The 18,567-nt window shown below is 66.1% G+C and carries 20 protein-coding genes; 7 read left to right on the forward strand and 13 right to left on the reverse strand.

Annotated features, from left to right (window positions below; all coding sequences use genetic code 11):
* Positions 1–133 precede the first annotated feature (133 nt).
* A complete protein-coding gene (locus DNX69_RS15990; protein ID WP_110786941.1) occupies positions 134–646 on the forward strand; it encodes a superoxide dismutase family protein in 513 nt (170 codons plus the stop codon).
* 145 nt (positions 647–791) lie between these two features.
* On the opposite strand, the gene DNX69_RS15995 is transcribed toward DNX69_RS15990, so the two are convergent.
* Positions 792–1,979 (reverse strand): YbfB/YjiJ family MFS transporter, encoded by a 1,188-nt coding sequence (locus DNX69_RS15995; protein ID WP_110786942.1) that lies wholly within the window; start codon positions 1,977–1,979, stop codon positions 792–794.
* A gap of 226 nt (positions 1,980–2,205) precedes the next feature.
* Between DNX69_RS15995 and leuB the strand changes: the two genes are divergently transcribed.
* Positions 2,206–3,318, forward strand: a complete 1,113-nt coding sequence (leuB, locus tag DNX69_RS16000; RefSeq protein WP_110786943.1) for a 3-isopropylmalate dehydrogenase — start codon at positions 2,206–2,208, stop codon at positions 3,316–3,318.
* Positions 3,319–3,482: 164 nt separating this feature from the next.
* Here the strand turns inward: leuB and DNX69_RS16005 are convergent, their stop codons facing one another.
* Both DNX69_RS16005 and DNX69_RS16010 read right to left on the reverse strand, forming a co-directional pair.
* A complete protein-coding gene (locus DNX69_RS16005) occupies positions 3,483–3,878 on the reverse strand; it encodes a hypothetical protein (RefSeq protein ID WP_110787653.1) in 396 nt (131 codons plus the stop codon).
* A 141-nt stretch (positions 3,879–4,019) separates the two neighbouring features.
* Entirely contained in the window at positions 4,020–4,826 is an 807-nt protein-coding gene (locus tag DNX69_RS16010) for a hypothetical protein (protein ID WP_110786944.1), read from the reverse strand.
* A 116-nt stretch (positions 4,827–4,942) separates the two neighbouring features.
* On the opposite strand from DNX69_RS16010, the gene DNX69_RS16015 reads away from it, so the two are divergent.
* Complete coding sequence (locus DNX69_RS16015; protein ID WP_110786945.1) at positions 4,943–5,977, forward strand: aspartate-semialdehyde dehydrogenase; 1,035 nt, start codon at positions 4,943–4,945, stop codon at positions 5,975–5,977.
* A 135-nt stretch (positions 5,978–6,112) separates the two neighbouring features.
* On the opposite strand, the gene DNX69_RS16020 is transcribed toward DNX69_RS16015, so the two are convergent.
* Positions 6,113–6,757: a carbonic anhydrase gene (locus DNX69_RS16020; protein ID WP_110786946.1), complete on the reverse strand. Its 645-nt coding sequence runs from the start codon at positions 6,755–6,757 to the stop codon at positions 6,113–6,115.
* A 182-nt stretch (positions 6,758–6,939) separates the two neighbouring features.
* Between DNX69_RS16020 and DNX69_RS16025 the strand changes: the two genes are divergently transcribed.
* Positions 6,940–7,818 carry an HpcH/HpaI aldolase/citrate lyase family protein gene (locus tag DNX69_RS16025; protein ID WP_110786947.1) on the forward strand — a complete coding sequence of 293 codons (879 nt, stop codon included), beginning with the start codon at positions 6,940–6,942 and terminating at the stop codon, positions 7,816–7,818.
* A gap of 175 nt (positions 7,819–7,993) precedes the next feature.
* Here DNX69_RS16025 and DNX69_RS16030 read toward each other — a convergent pair whose 3' ends face one another.
* The 3 genes from DNX69_RS16030 to DNX69_RS16040 all read right to left on the reverse strand — a co-directional run bounded on the left by DNX69_RS16030 (position 7,994) and on the right by DNX69_RS16040 (position 11,151).
* Positions 7,994–9,685: a methyl-accepting chemotaxis protein gene (locus DNX69_RS16030; RefSeq protein WP_110786948.1), complete on the reverse strand. Its 1,692-nt coding sequence runs from the start codon at positions 9,683–9,685 to the stop codon at positions 7,994–7,996.
* Positions 9,686–10,034: 349 nt separating this feature from the next.
* Positions 10,035–10,640, reverse strand: a complete 606-nt coding sequence (gene leuD / locus DNX69_RS16035; RefSeq protein ID WP_110786949.1) for a 3-isopropylmalate dehydratase small subunit — start codon at positions 10,638–10,640, stop codon at positions 10,035–10,037.
* A gap of 85 nt (positions 10,641–10,725) precedes the next feature.
* Complete coding sequence (locus tag DNX69_RS16040; protein WP_110786950.1) at positions 10,726–11,151, reverse strand: metallopeptidase family protein; 426 nt, start codon at positions 11,149–11,151, stop codon at positions 10,726–10,728.
* 103 nt (positions 11,152–11,254) lie between these two features.
* On the opposite strand from DNX69_RS16040, the gene DNX69_RS16045 reads away from it, so the two are divergent.
* The 3 genes from DNX69_RS16045 to DNX69_RS16055 all read left to right on the forward strand — a co-directional run bounded on the left by DNX69_RS16045 (position 11,255) and on the right by DNX69_RS16055 (position 12,535).
* On the forward strand, positions 11,255–11,599 hold the full coding sequence (locus DNX69_RS16045; RefSeq protein WP_110786951.1) for a hypothetical protein: 345 nt from the start codon (positions 11,255–11,257) through the stop codon (positions 11,597–11,599).
* A 233-nt stretch (positions 11,600–11,832) separates the two neighbouring features.
* On the forward strand, positions 11,833–12,114 hold the full coding sequence (locus DNX69_RS16050) for a hypothetical protein (RefSeq protein ID WP_110786952.1): 282 nt from the start codon (positions 11,833–11,835) through the stop codon (positions 12,112–12,114).
* Between the two features lie 79 nt (positions 12,115–12,193).
* Positions 12,194–12,535 (forward strand): hypothetical protein, encoded by a 342-nt coding sequence (locus DNX69_RS16055; protein ID WP_234826987.1) that lies wholly within the window; start codon positions 12,194–12,196, stop codon positions 12,533–12,535.
* A gap of 162 nt (positions 12,536–12,697) precedes the next feature.
* Here DNX69_RS16055 and leuC read toward each other — a convergent pair whose 3' ends face one another.
* From leuC to ffh, 6 genes are all read right to left on the reverse strand, one after another.
* Positions 12,698–14,107, reverse strand: coding sequence for a 3-isopropylmalate dehydratase large subunit (gene leuC, locus DNX69_RS16060; RefSeq protein WP_110786953.1), 1,410 nt, complete (start codon positions 14,105–14,107; stop codon positions 12,698–12,700).
* A gap of 309 nt (positions 14,108–14,416) precedes the next feature.
* Positions 14,417–14,806 carry a 50S ribosomal protein L19 gene (gene rplS, locus DNX69_RS16065; protein WP_107346377.1) on the reverse strand — a complete coding sequence of 130 codons (390 nt, stop codon included), beginning with the start codon at positions 14,804–14,806 and terminating at the stop codon, positions 14,417–14,419.
* 113 nt (positions 14,807–14,919) lie between these two features.
* The gene (gene trmD / locus DNX69_RS16070; RefSeq protein WP_110786954.1) at positions 14,920–15,666 is read right to left on the reverse strand and encodes a tRNA (guanosine(37)-N1)-methyltransferase TrmD; all 747 of its coding nucleotides are present in this window, start codon (positions 15,664–15,666) and stop codon (positions 14,920–14,922) included.
* Between the two features lie 142 nt (positions 15,667–15,808).
* Positions 15,809–16,357 (reverse strand): ribosome maturation factor RimM, encoded by a 549-nt coding sequence (gene rimM / locus DNX69_RS16075; RefSeq protein ID WP_110786955.1) that lies wholly within the window; start codon positions 16,355–16,357, stop codon positions 15,809–15,811.
* A 12-nt stretch (positions 16,358–16,369) separates the two neighbouring features.
* On the reverse strand, positions 16,370–16,690 hold the full coding sequence (rpsP, locus tag DNX69_RS16080) for a 30S ribosomal protein S16 (protein ID WP_110786956.1): 321 nt from the start codon (positions 16,688–16,690) through the stop codon (positions 16,370–16,372).
* 168 nt (positions 16,691–16,858) lie between these two features.
* The gene (gene ffh / locus DNX69_RS16085; protein ID WP_110786957.1) at positions 16,859–18,409 is read right to left on the reverse strand and encodes a signal recognition particle protein; all 1,551 of its coding nucleotides are present in this window, start codon (positions 18,407–18,409) and stop codon (positions 16,859–16,861) included.
* Positions 18,410–18,567: the final 158 nt, after the last annotated feature.

Consider the following 18,567-nt stretch of genomic DNA (forward strand, 5'->3'; position numbering starts at 1 on the left):
ATGATGGCCTCGATCTGGCGAGATCGCGGCGTGGCCGGGTCAAAAAGTTCCTTCCGGCCGCCGCGGCCAAACGTCAGGTGCCGTTCAAGCGCTGCGGTGTTAGTCTGCCCGGACTAACCAGACCGGAGGCACCATGATTCGACACGCATTGCTTTGCACAGCCGCGCTAATCGGTTTCGTCACCGCTGCGCCCGCGGCCGAAATGGCCAAGGCGGCGCTGAAGAACGCCGACGGCAAACAGGTCGGCCACGCCAACCTGACGCAAGGCTCGACCGGCGTGACGATCTCGCTTGAATTGACTGGTGTTCCGCCCGGCGAGCACGCCTTCCACATTCATGAGACCGGCAAATGCGAGCCGCCTTTCACGTCGGCCGGCGGTCACTTCAATCCGGAAGGTCATAAGCACGGCAAGATGTCCGACGGCGGCCAACACGCCGGCGATATGGACAATGTTACCGTGCCGGCCGACGGCAAGCTGCAGAAGCTGGTGATCAACAACAAGGTGACGCTCGACAAGGGCAAGCCCAATTCGCTGTTCAAGGACGGCGGTACGGCACTGGTGATCCACGCCGGGCCCGACGACTACAAGTCAGACCCGGCCGGCAATGCCGGCGGCCGCATCGCCTGCGGTGTGATCGAGCCATAGTAACCAGGCACGTCATTCCGGGGCCCGCGAAACGCGCGTGAACTCGGAATCTCGACATGTTCGGCGCGGGCACACGTCGCAATAAACTCTGGATTCCGGGTTCGCTTGCTGCGCAAGCGCCCCGGAATGACGGTGCGAGTTGGGGCTACTTACGAAGCGGGCGCTGGAACGCCGACAGCGCGGCGCCGAGCGCCAGTGTTGCGGCGGAGACGGCGAGCGCGGATGACAGGCTTCCAATCGCGTCGGTGATGGCGCCGACCACCAGCGGGCCGAGGGTCTGGCCGATGCCGAAGGCGATCGTCATCGCGGCGATCGCGCCGGGCCAGGCCGCCTGCGGATAGTTGAAGCGGACGAAGGCGGTGGTCGAGGCCACCACCGCGAAGAACGACACCCCGAACACCAGCGCCGAGGTCGCCAACATCAACGGCGACAGGCTGAACAGCGGCAGCACCGCGCCAACCGCATTGACCGCCAGGATGATGGTGGTCGACAGCCCGCCGCGATGCAGCGCCATCACCCGGCGCCACACCCAGGGCGTGACGAAGGCGCTGATCCCGATCAGGCACCAGAACGCGCTCTGTGCCGCGGCGCCGCCGCCGGCATCGCGCACATAGGCGATCATGAAGGTCATGTAGGCGATGTAGCCGGCGCCGAACATGAAGTAGCCGGCCAGATAGATCAGCACCGGCAGAGCCTTGAACGGTGCGGCACGGCCGCCGCCGAGCCCGGCGTCGACCCCGATCGGCGCCACCAGCACCGGCAGCGTCATTGCGGCCGACAGCGCCGCCAGCACCAGCCAGCCGAGCCACCACGAGCCGGGGCCGGCCGCCTGCAGCAGAAATGGCGCGATCAGCCCCGACGACAGGATGCCGATGCCGGGGCCGGCATAGAACAGGCTGAGCAGAAACGCCGACCGCGCCGGCTGCGCCTGGGCGATGGTGGTGGCGAGCGCGCCGCCGGCCACGAACGCCAGCGCCGCGCCGATCCCGGCGATCAGCCGGGCGGCGGAGAGCAGCACGAAATTGCCCGAGATTGCGCACAGCGCCAGCGAAGCGACGCAGGCTAGCGTGCCGAGCCTGACGATCGGGGCCATTCCGAACCGGGCGACCAGCCGGGACGTCACCAGCGCGCCGACGAGATAGCCGGCGGCATTGATGGTGTTCATGAATCCGGCCGCCGAATACGACCAGCCGAGGCTGTCGCGCATGTCCGGGAGCAGCAGCGAATAGGCAAAGCGGCCGATCCCGAGCCCCACGGTCGGCGCAAGCGACAAGATCAGGATCAGGCGCGCAGGATGAGCGGGCGCCGCCTCAGTGCGGTCGAGCAGGGTCAAGGGAAGGTCTCCGGCGCGTTCATTGTGACAGCGAATGCGCGCCACCCGCAACACGCAGCCGCGGCAACACTGTCTTGCCAAGCCCGCACCGGCGATCTAGCACTCGGCCCGCGAATTCCTCACGGCGTCATTGCCGGGCTCGACCCGGCAATCCAGCTTCTTGCGAGACGGATGGATGCCCGGGTCAAGCCCGGGCATGACGACCTCCATTGATATCGAGGCTCACATGGCAACGCACAAACTGCTTCTTCTTCCCGGCGACGGCATCGGCACCGAAGTGATGGCCGAGGTCAGCCGACTGATCGACTGGCTCAACAAGGCCGGCATTGCCAGCTTCGAGACCGAGCACGGCCTGGTCGGCGGCGCCGCCTATGATGCCGACAAGGTGGCGATCACCGACGCCACCATGGCGCTGGCGCAAGCGTCCGACGCGGTGATCTTCGGCGCAGTCGGTGGCCCGAAGTGGGACGGCGTGCCGTACGACGCCCGCCCCGAAGCCGGTCTGCTGCGGCTGCGCAAGGATCTGGCGCTGTTCGCCAATCTCCGGCCGGCGGTGTGCTATCCGGCGCTCGCGCAGGCCTCCAGCCTGAAGCCCGAGGTGGTCGAAGGCCTCGACATCATGATCGTCCGCGAGCTGACCGGCGGGGTGTATTTCGGCGAGCCCAAGACCATCACCGACCTCGGCAACGGTCAGAAGCGCGCGGTCGACACCCAGGTGTACGACACCTACGAGATCGAGCGGATCGGCCGGGTCGCGTTCGACCTCGCGCGCAAGCGCCGCAACAAGGTGACTTCGATGGAGAAGCGCAACGTCATGAAGACGGGCGTGCTCTGGAACGAGGTGATCACCGCGGTGCACGACCGCGAATACAAGGACGTCCAGCTCGACCACCAGCTCGCCGACTCCGGCGGCATGAACCTCGTGAAGTGGCCGAAGCAGTTCGACGTCATCGTCACCGACAATCTGTTCGGCGACATGCTGTCGGATATCGCCGCGATGCTGACCGGCTCGCTCGGCATGCTGCCCTCGGCCTCGCTCGGCGAAGTCGACGCCAAGACCGGCAAGCGCAAATCGATGTACGAGCCGGTGCACGGTTCGGCGCCGGACATTGCCGGCAAGGGCATGGCCAATCCGGTGGCGATGCTGGCCTCGTTCGGCATGGCGCTGCGCTATTCGCTCGACATGGGCGCGCTCGCCGACAAGCTCGACGAAGCGATCGCCGCGGTGCTGGCCAAGGGCCTGCGCACCGCCGACATCAAGAGCGAAGGCGCGACCGTGGTGTCGACCTCGCAGATGGGCGAGGCGATCGTCGCCGAGCTGCAGGCGCTGCACGCCTGACGACGTCATTCGCGGGATTGTCCCGCGAGTCCATGTTCAAGGACGCGATGGACCGCCGGGCCAGCCCCGGCGGCGACGCTCGAGCCAAAAACAAACGCCCGCCGATTCGGCGGGCGTTGTCGTTTCTGACGCTGTGGCAGCCGCGGCCAGAGCCGCGAGCGCAATCAATACAGCGGGAAGCCGGTCGGATAGCCGCCGAGATCGGACGCCGGGTTAAGCGGCTGGCGATCGATCGAGCGCTGGCCGTTCTCGCGGGCGAACGAATAGCCCGGCGGGAAGGCGTAGTCGGAGAAGTGGCGTTCGCCCGGCTGCACTTCAGTGCCGGCGTCGAGCCAGGAGCGCTTGGTGACGTACACCCGGGTGCGCGGGCCGGCCTGATAGACCCGGTTCGGGCCGCGGGCGCCGTAGCGGATCTGGTCGGAGGTGTATCCCCGCTTCTTCGGCGCGGCATCGGCGGTGCTGGCACCGATCACGGCGACAGCGGCTGCCGCGAGCAGCCCCGGCAACAGTCTGGCGGCAGTGAATTTCACGAACATCGGAGTCCCCATCGGCAGGCGCATTCCAGTTTCACCCTTGTAGCCGTCGCCGCATACCCGCCACAAGGTCAATCCGGCAACACCGGGCGACAATCCTTCAATCCGCCTGTCGCCGAATTGTTGCATGAACTCCAGAGCGTTACCGCGCCGACGGGCGGTTTCGCCTTACAACCGGCCGCGTAGCACGGGGTCCTGGAGACCGGTCACCCAGTCGGCCGGGGCCGAAGCGGTCGGAATGTGATTCGGCGTGCAACGACCGCGGCGCAGCTCGGCCTGAGCAAACGCCGCGGCGGTGGCGGCATCGCCGCTCAGCAACACCAGCCGGTCGAGCAGGCACGCAGCGGCGGCGCGGCGCTCCGGACCGGTGGCGCCGCGGCAGGAGAAGCCGGAGATGCGGAGCCCGGCAGCCTCGATCGGCTTGATGAATCCGAGGCAGGCCCCGTCGCTCTGTAGGCCCCCGGCAGGGGCGAACAGCGTGACAGGACCGAATTTGGTCTCGATCACGCCCGCCGTTTCGATCCCGCCAGCCCCCTCAGGCTCCATTCGGGCGGCGAGCTCGGCCTCTGCGGCCTGACCGGACGCCTCCCTGCCGAACCGATAAATCTCGATCTCGGCAGCCGTCGGCGCCCCCGCTGCGGCGATCCGCAGGATATCCTTCCGGCCTCCGCCGGGATGCCGAAGGACTTGCTGGGTCTCCACCTTGCCCGGCCAATCGAGCTGGCTGATCGCGAAGGCGGGCGACGAGTGCTCGGCGACGCTCCAACCGGGCGCCGTCGCATCGGTGGCGGCGGTGATGGCAGCGTCGGTCAGCGGATTGGCGGCGTAGAACACCACGATGCCGATCAGCGCCAGCGCCCCGACATAGGCCAATATCCTCACCACGGTCTCGCGGCATTCGTCGGCAAAGCCGCGCAGCGCCGGGTGAATCCGGGACGAAAGGGGGGCGGCGCGGAGGGCCGGATGGCTTCGCATTGGCGCGGGCTCAAAAGGGTATTACGTTGTGTTAGCGGCGTTTCTCGCATAGAAGCGCTGACTTCTCCTTGCCGTGGTTTGACGCAAGCGAAGCAATTTTCTTCGGAGAGTGAACAATGGGTTACAAAGTCGCGGTAGTGGGTGCGACCGGCAATGTCGGGCGTGAGATGCTCGCCATTCTGGACGAACGCAAGTTCCCGGCCGACGAGGTGGTGGCGCTGGCATCGCGCCGCTCCGTCGGCGTCGAGGTGAGCTACGGCGACAAAACCCTGAAATGCAAGGCGCTCGAGCACTACGACTTCAGCGACGTCGACATCTGCCTGATGTCGGCCGGCGGAGCTGTGTCGACCGAATGGTCGCCGAAGATCGGTGCGCAGGGCGCGGTGGTGATCGACAACTCCAGCGCGTGGCGGATGGATCCGGACGTGCCGCTGATCGTTCCGGAAGTGAACGCCGCGGCCGCCGCCGGTTTCACCAAGAAGAACATCATCGCCAACCCGAACTGCTCGACCGCGCAGCTCGTGGTGGCGCTGAAGCCGCTGCACGACCACGCCAAGATCAAGCGCGTCGTGGTGTCGACCTATCAGTCGGTGTCGGGCGCCGGCAAGGACGCGATGGACGAATTGTTCTCGCAGACCAAGGCCGTCTACACCAACAGCGAGCTGGTGAATAACAAATTCCCGAAGCGGATCGCCTTCAACCTCATCCCGCAGATCGACGTCTTCATGGAGGACGGCTTTACCAAGGAAGAGTGGAAGATGATGGCCGAGACCAAGAAGATTCTCGACCCCAAGATCAAACTGACCGCGACCTGCGTGCGCGTGCCGGTGTTCGTCAGCCATTCCGAAGCGGTCAATATCGAGTTCGAGAACCCGATCACCGCCGACGAAGCGCGCGAGATCCTGCGCAAGGCGCCGGGTTGCCTGGTGATCGACAAGCACGAGCCGGGCGGCTACGTCACGCCATACGAAGCCGCCGGCGAGGACGCCACCTACATCAGCCGCATCCGCGAGGATGCGACGGTGGAGAACGGCCTGGTGCTGTGGTGCGTGTCCGACAATCTGCGCAAGGGCGCAGCGCTGAACGCGATCCAGATCGCCGAAGTGCTGATCAACCGCAAGCTGATCACCGCGAAGAAGAAGGCGGCGTAGTTATCGTTCATCGTCGGCGCGGTCGCCGATATCGGACAACTACTCAGCAACTGATCACAGATCGTAAAATGGCCGGGGCATGCCCCGGCCATTTCTATTCGTGGTGACGGCACACGGCGATTACCGCTGGCGCGCTCAGACCAGCTTGGTTGCCGGCACGAACTGCTTGCTATCCTGATCGAGCACGAACAGATCGCCGTCGGCGACGCCGAAGTAAGCGCCGTGGAGCTGCAAGCGACCGCGTTCGACCAGGATCTGGATGCACGGGAAGGTCATCAGGTTTTCGATGCTGCGGAACACCGCGGCTTTCTCGATCCGGGTGCGGAACTCCTGCACGCTCTCGTGGTCCCGCTTCTCGACCACCTCGCCAGGCTTGGTGAACATCTGCATCCAGCGGCCGATGAAGTCGCTTTCGGTCAGCGGCGGAGTCTTGTCGGTGAAGGCTTTGATGCCGCCGCATTGGGCGTGGCCGAGCACCACGATGTGCTTCACCTTCAGCACCTGCACGGCGAATTCCAGCGCCGCCGAAACGCCGTGGGCGCCGCCATCGGGCTCGTACACCGGCACCAGATTGGCGACGTTGCGGACCACGAAGATTTCGCCCGGACCGGCGTCGAAGATAACCTCGGGCGAGACGCGGCTGTCGCAGCAGCCGATCACCATCACTTCCGGCGACTGTCCGCGCTCCGACAGTTCGCGATAGCGGGTCTGTTCGGTCGGCAGCCGCTGGTTGCGGAACGCTTCGTAACCCGAGATCAAGGACGACGGAAAGGAGGTCATCGGCGCGGTCTCTCCATGCGTTGGAACATTGGCGCGTATGCAAACGGGATCGGATGCGATCAGGATACGCGCGCGCCTGATCCCGCACGGATAATCACAGGATGCGGCCGCGAACAAGCCTTCCGGCCCGAGGGCCGAGATGCTATCGCCTCGGCCGATTTTCGTTTTGCCAGGGGGGAACCATGATCCGACCGCGCCGCAGCCATTTGTTCATGCCGGGATCGAACGCGCGGGCGCTCGAAAAGGCCCGGCTGCTGCCGGCAGACGGTCTGATCCTGGACCTCGAAGACGCGGTGGCGCCGGACGCCAAGGATGCGGCGCGCGACCAGATCGCGGCGGCCGTGGCGACAAAGGGCTACGGCAAGCGCGAAGTCCTGGTGCGGATCAACGCACTCGACACCGCTTGGTGGCAGGACGACATCGCGATGGCTGCGAAGGTCGGGCCGGACGGCATTCTGGTGCCGAAGGTCTCGACCATCGAGGACATCGCCACCGTCGGTAACAAGCTCGCCGAACTCGGCGCCGATCCGTCGATCCGGGTTTGGATCATGATCGAGACCGCGCGCGGCGTGCTGCACGCCGAGGAGCTGGCCGCCCAGAAGCACGATGCCAAGTCGCGGCTCGAAGGCTTCGTGTTCGGCCCCAACGACATCTCACGCGAGACCGGCATCCGGATGCTGCCGGGCCGCTCCACCATGCTGTCGATGATCACGCATTGCGTGCTGGCCGCCCGCGTCCACGGCCTGATCGCGCTCGACGGCCCGTACAGCGACATCGGCAATGTCGACGGCCTGTCGGAAGAGTGCGCGCAGGCGCGCGACCTCGGCTTCGACGGCAAGACGCTGATCCATCCCGGCCAGATCGATGCCTGCAACGCCGCCTTCACGCCGCCGGCCGAGGACGTCGCCCAGGCCCGCAAGATCCTCGCGGCGTTCGACAAGCCGGAGAACCAGGGCCGCGGCGCGATCCAACTCGACGGCCGCATGGTCGAACGCCTGCACGCCGAAATCGCCAGGAAGACCATCGCGATCGCCGACGCGATCGAAACCGCGGGCCGGTAAGTCCGAGAGCAAAGCATCACAACGCACGGTCATTCCGGGGCGCTCACGAAGTGAGCGAACCCGGAATCCCGCGGTTATTGTGCGACCGCAGGTGCCTCGAACATCGAGATTCCGGGTTCGCCGCTGCGCGGCGCCCCGGAATGACGGTGTTTGTGGCTGGCGGTCCCGTCCTTCGTCAGGCCGCCCGCACCGATGCCAGGAAGTTACCGACCTCGGCGCGGAGCCGGCTGCTTTCGCTCGACAGCGACTGCGCGGCCGACAGCACCTGCACCGAGGCAGCGCCGGTCTCGCGAGCGCCGGCCTGGACGCGAGTGATGTCCTCGTCGACCTGCGCGGTGCCGTGCGCGGCGTGCTGGATGTTGACGGCGATATCCTTGGTGGCCATGCCCTGCTCTTCGACCGCAGACGCGATCGAGGACGAGATCTCCGACATCTGGCCGATGATCGAGCAGATCTCCTTGATGGCCCCGACTGATTCGTCGGTCGCCGCCTGAATGCCGGTGATCTGCTGGCCGATCTCTCCGGTGGCCTTGCCGGTCTGTTCGGCCAGCGCCTTGACCTCCGCCGCCACCACGGCGAAGCCGCGCCCGGCTTCGCCGGCTCGCGCCGCTTCGATCGTCGCATTCAGTGCCAAGAGATTGGTCTGACCGGCGATGTTGCTGATCAGCTCGACGACGTCACCGATCCGCGCGGCCGCCGCAGACAATTCGCCGACCCGTTCGTTGGTCCGGCGAGCCTGATCGGCCGCTTCGGTCGCGACACTGGCGGAGGTCTGCACCTGCCGGCCGATCTCGTGCACCGACGCAGTCAGCTCCTCGCTGGCGGATGCGACCGACTGCACGCCGGCCGACGCCTCCTGCGACGACGACGCGACATCGACTGCGAGCTCGAGCGACCGCGCCGCAGTCGACGACAGCGAATGGGCCGCGGCCTCCAGTTCGTTGGCGGCCGCCGACACGGTCTTGATGATCTCTCCGACCGCATCCTCGAACCCATCGGCGAGCCGCGCCATGTCGGCCTTGCGCCGCTCGGCGGCGAGGTGCTCCTGCCGGCTCTTCTCGGCGGCCTCCTGGTTCGCCTTGTGCTCGGCGTTGGTCTTGATCGCGGCGATCGCCTTGGCCATGGCGCCGATCTCGTCGCTGCGGGCGGCGCCGGGGATCACCACGTCGAGCATGCCGGCGGCCATGGCCTGCATGGCGGCGGTGAGACGCACCACCGGACGGACCATTCCGATCGCAAGGCCGGCAACGCCGAGTGCGATCACGAGCGCCGCAAAGCCCGACAGCATCCATACGATCATCGAGTAGCTCCCGACCTGCCGGACGGCTTCGGTTTCCAATTCGGCATTGGCCGCATTGGCCCGTCTGACGATGTCGTCGATGATGGCGCGGTGAGCCCCGTAGATCGCATCCAGCTTGGTGTAAGCGGCTTCCGCCGCCGCCTGATCACCCGCGCTCAAGGCCGGGATCAGCTCCTGCTCGGCAACGGTCCAGAACTTCTGCACCTCGGCGTCGGAATCCACCGTCAGCCGCGCCTTCAATGTAGGGTCGAGCTCAGAGCCGGACCAGAATTTCCGTCTTTCGAGATAGGCGCCGCGTAGCTGTTCGAGCTTGGCGGCATGCGCGCGCCATTCCGTGGGGCGGCGCAGCGCCAGCGTCGCTTCGAGATAGGCTTCGATCACATAGGCCGGCGGCGGCAGGATGTCGGCGACCAGATCGTTACCGAGCTTGATCTGTGAATACAGCGGCCCGCCGACCCGCAATTGATTGAGCGCCATGAAGTTGGTGGTCAGCATCGCCGTAAGGCTCGCCAGAACGACCACGGCGAAGACAACGATCATCGATGTGATCGAGAGACGGATTTTCATGAAGGGAGTCTCGGATGGAGAGGTTCCAATCCGATTAGTTCCGCGGATTTAAGACGACGTTACGCAGCGCGGAAATCGACCCCAGACTATCGTCGTCAGTCGATGCGGTGACGGCAAATTGCAATCATTGCCTGACCGATTTCGTGCTGCACGCGGCTCGCGTCGTTGCCGACAATCAGAACCGAGGCAGCGCTTCAATGCGAGGCAAGCGCGGGTGTCGCGCAACAACCGATCCGCGACACCGCCAGGAAACTCGAAGCAACGAATTGATCCCGCGCGCAACCGCGGACCACTTGGACCTTCATGGCCAGGAGTTCTCTCCCCGCACGAAGCGGGGAGAGCACAGGCGTTACGCCCAGGCGCGTTCGGTCTTCAGCTTGGACTCATAGGCGTCGATCGACGGCTTCTTTTCCAGCGTCAGCCCGATGTCGTCGAGGCCGTTGATCAGGCAGTGCTTGCGGAACGGGTCGATTTCGAACTTGATGGCGCCGCCATCGGGACCGCGGATCTCCTGCGCCGGCAGATCGATCGTCATCGTGGCGTTGGAGCCGCGCTCGGCGTCGTCGAACAGCTTGTCGAGATCGGCCTGCGAGACCCGGATCGGCAGCACGCCGTTCTTGAAGCAGTTGTTGTAGAAAATGTCGCCGAACGAGGTCGAGATCACGCAGCGGATGCCGAAATCGAGCAACGCCCAGGGAGCGTGCTCACGGCTCGAGCCGCAGCCGAAATTGTCGCCGGCGACCAGGATCTTGGCGCCGCGATAGGCCGGCTTGTTGAGGATGAAGTCCGGGTTCTCGCTGCCGTCGTCCTTGTAGCGCTGCTCCGAGAACAGACCCTTGCCGAGACCAGTCCGCTTGATGGTCTTCAGGTACTGCTTGGGAATGATCATGTCGGTGTCGACATTGATGATCTTCAGCGGCGCCGCAACGCCTTCCAGCGTGGTGAACTTGTCCATCGTCAGGTCTCCGGGGTTTGGAATGGTCTTAACGCCCCTTGGCCGGCGGTCAAGCCGGCAAACCGCAGGGCCGCGCGCGGCAGGCTCAATCCTCGGCCGTCTCGTCGGTCGTCTCGTCGGCCTTGGCCTCGATCGCTTCCATATCGTCGTCCGACAGGCCGAAATGGTGGCCGATCTCGTGCACCAGGACGTGGCGGACGATGTCGCCCAGCTCGTCGTCGTGCTCGGCCCAATAATCCAGGATCGGCCGGCGATACAGCCAGATCATATTCGGCATCGGGGCAACGTCCTGGCTGGTTCGCTGCGGCAGGCCGACACCCTGAAACAGCCCGAGCACGTCGAATTCGCTCTCGGCCCCGAGTTCGTCCAGCACCTCCTCGGTGGCGAAATCGTCGACCCGGATGATGACGTCCTCGCACAGCGAGCGGAATTCGCCGGGCAGGCGGGCGAACATCTCGTGCGCCATCTGTTCCAGCTCGGCCAGGGTGGGGGCTTTGGCATTGATCCACATAGCGGCCGTTGTACGCGATCGGGTGGGGGCGGCAAGCGGCTTGCGGTTGACGGCGGCGCCACGATCGGGGACTTTGCCGCGGGGCTTTGAAGGGGCGGACAGCATGAACCAGCTCGGCATGGGGCGGATCACGATCGCAGCGGCGACGCTGGGACTGGGGCTGGCTTGCGGCCTCCCTACGGCGACACCGGTTGAGGCCCAGCAGGCGGTGGCGGCCACGAACCACGCGGCGGCCGATCGCCTCACTGACGTATCGTCACAGGAGCGGGTTCGCCGGGCGCCGCGGCGGCTGCCGATCTATCCGCGCGACGACAGCGACGGCGTGATCCCGCGCTTCGACCCGGGCCGCAACGCCGTCCGTGAATGCACCGCCAGCTACGTCCAGGAACATCGCCCGAGCGGCACCGTGATTGTGCCGCGGATGAATTGTTTCTGGCGGCGCGGCTGATCGCCGACACCACCCGACAACTCTGCAACTAAGCACGACTCGGTACGCTGAGTACCGAGAAGATTGGCTGCGCCTGGGGAACCTCGGGCCTCGATCGCGCATTGCCGGGCGGCGGTTACGTATTCACACCGCGTTCACGTCGAGCACGTCAGCTTGATCTTCAGGGGGCTACGCCGAGCGGCACGCCGACCGCATCAAGCGGAAGAGCGCGCCGTCAACCAAGGAGCTGTTGAATGAACATTCTCAAATTGTCGGGTCTGGCTGTGATCGCCGGTCTGTTGCTGATCGCCGCGCCTGGCAAACGCGCCGAAGCGGCACCGTTGTCGGCCCCGGGCATTGCAGCCGCCGTACAGCACGACGCGATCCCGCAGGCGACCGAGGTGCACTATCGCCACCGCCGGCACATCCACCGTCATCATCACCGCTGGCATCGGCATCACCACGTTCGCCGTTACTACGGTCACCGGCATCACCATCGTCACTACCGGCACCACCATCACCGCCACTGGCGCTGATACGGATCGGTTACCAACGGGCCCGCAAATGCGGGCCCGTTTCGTCTCAAGCGGTTGCAATCGAGCAGGCGACGCCGACATGATGCTGAAGCAACCGATGGAGGTGACGATGCGTGCATGGATCGGAGCGACCATCCTGGCGACAGCGCTCGGCGTCGCAGGCCCTGCGGGCGCAAGCCCGGCAACTCCCGCCAAGGCGACCGGCGTCTCGGTCCCGCAAGCGACCGACGTCAGCGCGCGGCAGCGTAAGCCGCATGCCAAGCCTCGCCATGTCCGCCGGCACCGGTCGCCGCACCGCACCTATGTGTACGGACCACGCGGAACTTACGACTACAATGCCCACCCGCATTGGTACCGGCCCGACCCGGTCGCGCCGTTCTTCCCGTTTGGCTACGGCTGGGGCCTCGGGCCATCGTGGTAAGCCCGGGAGCGCGTTCTGATCGCTTCCTTTGGCTATCGCCAAATTCAGTTCTGAGCTCGACGCGACCCGCGAAGCAGAACAGGCGCCCCGAGGGACGCCTGTTCGCTGTTCTGTCGAACCAAGATTGGTAGTGAAGTCCCGCCGCGAACCAGCTCGCCGCCGTCAGTGCCAGTCGCGGATGTCGACGAAGTGGCCGGCGATCGCGGCGGCGGCGGCCATCGCGGGCGACACCAGATGGGTGCGGCCCTTGAAGCCCTGGCGGCCTTCGAAGTTGCGGTTCGAGGTCGAGGCGCAGCGCTCTTCGGGCGCCAGCTTGTCGGGGTTCATCGCCAGGCACATCGAGCAGCCCGGCTCGCGCCATTCGAAGCCGGCCTTGATGAAGATCTTGTCCAGCCCCTCGGCTTCGGCCTGCTCCTTCACCAGGCCGGAGCCCGGCACGATGATGGCGTTGACGTTGCCATTGACGGTCTTGCCCTCGGCAACCTTGGCGGCGGCGCGCAGATCTTCGATGCGGCCGTTGGTGCAGGAGCCGATGAACATCCGGTCGATCTTGATATCGGTGATCTTGGTGCCCGGGGTCAGGCCCATATAGGCCAGCGCACGCTCCTTGGAGAGCCGCTTGGCTTCATCGGCAATGTCGGCCGGGTTCGGCACGCGGCCGGTGACCGAGATCACGTCCTCAGGGCTGGTGCCCCAGGTGACGATCGGCGGCAGCGCTGCGGCGTCGAGCTTGAGCTCGTGATCGAAATGCGCGCCATCGTCGGAGCGCAGCGTGTCCCAATAGCGCAGCGCCGCATCCCAGGCGTCGCCCTTCGGCGCCAACGGACGGCCCTTCAGGAATTCGTAGGCCCGCTCGTCCGGCGCGATCAGGCCGGCGCGGGCGCCGCCTTCGATCGACATGTTGCAGACCGTCATGCGGCCTTCCATCGACAGCGACCGGATCGCGTCGCCGGCGTATTCCAGCACGTAGCCGGTGCCGCCCGCGGTGCCGATCTCGCCGATGATCGCCAGGATCACGTCCTTGGCGGTGACGCCGTCCGGCAATTGGCCGTCGACCGTCACCCGCATGTTCTTGGCCTTCTTCTGGATCAGCGTCTGGGTCGCCAGCACGTGCTCGACCTCGGAGGTGCCGATGCCGTGCGCCAGCGCGCCGAACGCGCCGTGGGTCGAGGTGTGGCTGTCACCGCAGACGATGGTGGTGCCGGGCAGCGTGAAGCCCTGCTCCGGACCGATGACGTGGACCACGCCCTGACGCTTGTCGAACTCGTTGTAGTAGGTGATGCCGAAGTCGCGGGCGTTCTCGGCCAGCGCGGCGATCTGCTCGGCGCTTTCCGGATCCGGATTGGGCTTGGAGCGATCCGTGGTCGGCACGTTGTGATCGACCACCGCCAACGTCTTTTCCGGCGCATGCACCTTGCGGCCGGCGGTGCGCAGACCTTCGAACGCCTGCGGCGAAGTGACTTCGTGCACCAGATGGCGGTCGATATACAGCAGGCAGGTGCCGTCTTCGGCCTCGTGGACCAGATGGTCGTTCCAGATCTTGTCGTACAGCGTGGTGGGCTTGGCGGACATGGTGTCGGTCCTTCGGAAGGATCTCTGAATTGTCGAAGTGAGCAGGATCGCGCGGCGCGCATGCGCCGTCGGCTGATCAGCTAATCAGCGCGGCCGTGGTCAGCCGGCCGAAGAACCGCCACGGCAGGCGGCTGCGGTCGTCGAGCACAATCTTCGAGGCGCGGCGGCGGTTTGGAAACATTCCATCCATATAGCACGTCGCGGCAGGGCCACAATGTTTCGCCGCGCAGGCAGGCGCGCAGCGCAGGCGCAACAAAAAAGCGCGACCCGAAGGCCGCGCTTTCGAAAAACCAAATCTAGAGGTGCCGATTACTCGGCGGCAGCGGCCGCGACGGTGCGGTCCTGCTTCTTCTCGACGATGCGGGCCGACTTGCCGCGCAGGTTGCGCAGGTAATACAGCTTGGCACGACGCACCTTGCCGCGGCGCACAACCTTGATCGAGTCGATCATCGGCGACAGTAGCGGGAACACGCGCTCCACGCCCTCGCCATAAGAAATCTTACGGACGGTGAAGCTCTCGTTGATGCCGCCGCCCGAGCGGCCGATGCAGACGCCTTCGTAGGCCTGCACGCGCGAGCGCTCGCCTTCGACGACCTTCACGTTGACGATCACGGTGTCACCGGGACCGAACTCCGGAATCGTCTTGCCGGCCGACAGCTTGTCGAACTGCTCTTTTTCGAGCGTCTGAATCAGGTTCATCGATAATTCTCCATCGGCGGCGCGCCCGACCATCCCGGCGCGGGCTGCGCAAAGATCCATTGTCCTGCCATTGCACGGATTTGGCGGTGCTATACGGCAATCCTGGGGGTTTGTCACCCGTCCGTCTTGTTTTTTGGCGTTTTTTGCGATTCGCCCTTTGCCCGAATGGTTTGCGCCGGCCTAGCGGCCCACAAATCCGGCCGCCGGGCCCTGGTCAGGGCCTCGGCCTCGGCGAGTCGCCAGGCCGCGACCTTGGCGTGATCGCCCGACAGCAGCACCTCGGGGATCGGGCGGCCCTCGAAACTCTGCGGCCTGGTGTATTGCGGATATTCCAATAGACCGGCCGAAAAGCTCTCGTCGGTCGAGGATTCCAGCTTGCCCATCACCCCCGGCAGCAGCCGGACGCAGGCGTCGATCAGCGCCATCGCGGCGATCTCGCCGCCGGACAGCACGTAGTCGCCGATCGAAACCTCCTCCAGCCCGCGCGCGTCGATCACCCGCTGGTCGATGCCCTCGAACCGGCCGCAAACGATCAGCGGCCCAGGACCGGCCGCTAGCTCGGCGACGCGGGCTTGCGTCAATGGCCGGCCGCGGGGGCTCATCACCAGGCGCGGGCGGTCCGCGGCGGCTTCCACCGCATCGATCGCGGCCGCCAGCACATCGGCACGCAGCACCATGCCGGGCCCGCCGCCCGCCGGGGTGTCATCGACGCTGCGGTGCCGGTCTGTGGCGGCGGCCCTTATGTCGCGCGCCTCCAGCGCCCACAGCCCGGACGCCAGCGCCCGGCCCGCCAGGCTGACGCCGAGCGGGCCGGGAAACATCTCCGGGAACAGCGTGAGGACAGTGGCGCGCCAGGTCATGCAGAGCCTGCAAAGGGTAAGCCGTCATGCCCGCACTTGATCCGGGCATCCATCATCTTCGCAAGAAGATGGATCGCCGGGTCGAGCCCGGCGATGACCACAGAGAGTGTAGCAGCGTTCGGCCGGACCGATCGACGAACCCTCACGCCTCCGGATGGTTCGGCGTGTCGCCTTCGATCTCGTTCGGCGGCTCGATCACCACCTGGCCGCTCGCGAGGTCGACGGTCGGCGCCACCGCATTGGTGAACGGCAACAGCAGCGTCGGCCCGGACGGCGGCGCGATTTCGATGATGTCGCCGGCACCGAAATTATGGATCGCCACCACCTTGCCGAGCGCGTCGCCCGCCGTGGTCACGGCGGCGAGCCCGATCAGGTCGGCGTGGTAGTATTCGTCGTCCTCGGTCGGCGGCAGCTTGTCGCGCGCGACGTAGAGCTCGACGCCGTTGAGCCGTTCGGCCTCGTCACGCGTGGTGACGCCTTTCAGCGTCACCACCAGATGGCTCTTGGCTTCGCGCGCCGATGCGATCTCGAACTGGCGCGCGCCGTCCTTGGTCGCAAGCGGACCGTAGTCGGCCACGGCGAACGGATCGGCGGTGAAGCTCCACAGCCGCACCGCGCCGCGCACGCCATGCGGCGCGCCGATTCGCGCGACGCAGACTTGCCGGGCGACGCAGGTGAGCCCGGACGGCATCAGCCGCCCCGCTTACTTGCCGTCGGCGGCCTTGCGCTCCTTGCGCGGCACCGCCTTCTCCGGGTTGTTGCGGGCTTCGCGCTTGCGGACACCGGCGGTGTCGAGGAAGCGGGCGACGCGATCCGACGGCTGCGCGCCCTTGGCGAGCCAGTCCTTGACCTTGTCGAGGTCGAGCTTGATGCGGGCTTCGTTGTCCTTGGCCATCAGCGGGTTGAAATAGCCGAGGCGCTCGATGAAGCGGCCGTCGCGCGGGAAGCGCGAGTCGGCGACGACGACATGATAGAACGGGCGCTTCTTGGTACCAGCGCGCGCGAGGCGGATGACGACGGACATTGCGGATCTCCTAGGTGGGGGTTCGTGTGTGCGAGTTGAGCAGTTAGTTCGTCATTCCGGGGCGCGCGTGAAACGCGCGAACCCGGAATCTCGAGCTGTTCCGCGACAGAGATTCCGGGTTCGCCGCTACGCGGCGCCCCGGAATGATGGAGAGGTGAGAGAGCGACCTCATTTCTTCTTCCCGAATCCCGGGAAGCCGCCGAGGCCGGGCAGCGTCGGCTTGCCGGACAGGCCGGTGAGGCCGGGCAGATTGGGCATGCCGCCGCGCAGCGACGCCGGCAGGTCCTTCGGCAGCTCCGGCAGGCCTTCGGGCATGTCGCCGCTCTTCATCTTGTCCTGCATCGCCTTGATCTCGTCGGGTGACGGCATGCCGCCGCCGAAGCCCATCGCCTTGGCGAGGCCGGCCATCGGGCCGCCCTTGCCGCGGCTGACGGCTTTCATCATGTCGGCCATGTTGCGGTGCATTTTCAGCAGCTTGTTGACGTCCTCGACCTTGATGCCGGCGCCGGCGGCGATGCGCTTCTTGCGGCTGGCCTTGAGGATGTCGGGATTCTTGCGCTCCTCGCGGGTCATCGAATCGATGATCGCGACCTGGCGCTTGAGGATCTTGTCGTCGATGCCAGCCGCGGCGATCTGGTTCTTCATCTTGGAGATGCCGGGCATCAGCCCCATCAGCCCGCCGATGCCGCCCATCTTGGTCATCTGCAGCAGCTGATCGCGCAAGTCCGTCAGGTCGAACTTGCCCTTGCGCATCTTCTCGGCGACGGCGGCGGCCTTTTCGGCATCCAGCGTCGCGGCGGCCTTCTCGACCAGCGAGACGATGTCGCCCATGCCGAGAATGCGGCTGGCGATCCGGCTCGGATGGAAGTCTTCGAGCGCATCGGTCTTTTCGCCGGTGCCCATCAGCTTGATCGGCTTGCCGGTGACGGCGCGCATCGACAGCGCCGCACCGCCGCGGCCGTCGCCGTCGATCCGGGTCAGCACGATGCCGGTGAGGCCGACGCGCTGATCGAACGCGCGGGCGAGGTTGACGGCGTCCTGACCGGTCAGCGAGTCGGCGACCAGCAGCACTTCGTGCGGATTGGCGGCGGCTTTGATCTCGGCCGCCTCGCTCATCATCTCTTCGTCGAGCGTGGTGCGGCCGGCGGTATCGAGCAGCACGACATCGTAGCCGCCGAGCTTGCCGGCTTCCATCGCGCGGCGGGCGATATCCGGCGGCTGCTGACCGGCGACGATCGGCAGCGTGTCGATCGACAGGTCGCGGCCGAGCACCGCGAGCTGCTCCATCGCCGCCGGGCGGTAGACGTCGAGCGAGGCCATCAGCACCTTGCGCTTGTCGCGCTCGGTCATGCGGCGCGCCAGCTTGGCGGTGGTGGTGGTCTTACCCGAGCCCTGCAGACCGACCATCATGATCGGAACCGGCGGCACGGCGTTGAGGTCGATCGGCTGGACCTCGGCGCCGAGCGTAGCGATCAGCTCGTCATTGACGATCTTGACCACCATCTGGCCCGGCTTGACCGACTTGACGACGGTGGCGCCGATCGCCTGCTCGCGGACCCGCTCGGTGAACGAACGCACCACTTCGAGGGCGACGTCGGCTTCCAGCAGCGCGCGGCGGATTTCGCGCATCGCCGCGTCGACATCGGCCTCGCTGAGCGCACCGCGCCCGGTCAGCCGATCGAGAATGCCACCCAGCTTTTCCGACAGATTGTCGAACATCGGCCCAATTCCAGCGACGGCCTTCCGGCGAAAGGCCTACAAAACCAAACACTTATGGCGCCCGAGGGCGCATCGCGCTGTCGGACGTTGACCTCCGGCCTCATAGGACCGGGCGGCGGATCGAAAAGAAGACTTTTCGAGATTTCGGCGGCATCTAG

Origin of the sequence: Rhodopseudomonas palustris (assembly GCF_003226555.1) — a bacterium.
In the GTDB taxonomy this organism is placed as follows: domain Bacteria; phylum Pseudomonadota; class Alphaproteobacteria; order Rhizobiales; family Xanthobacteraceae; genus Rhodopseudomonas; species Rhodopseudomonas palustris_I.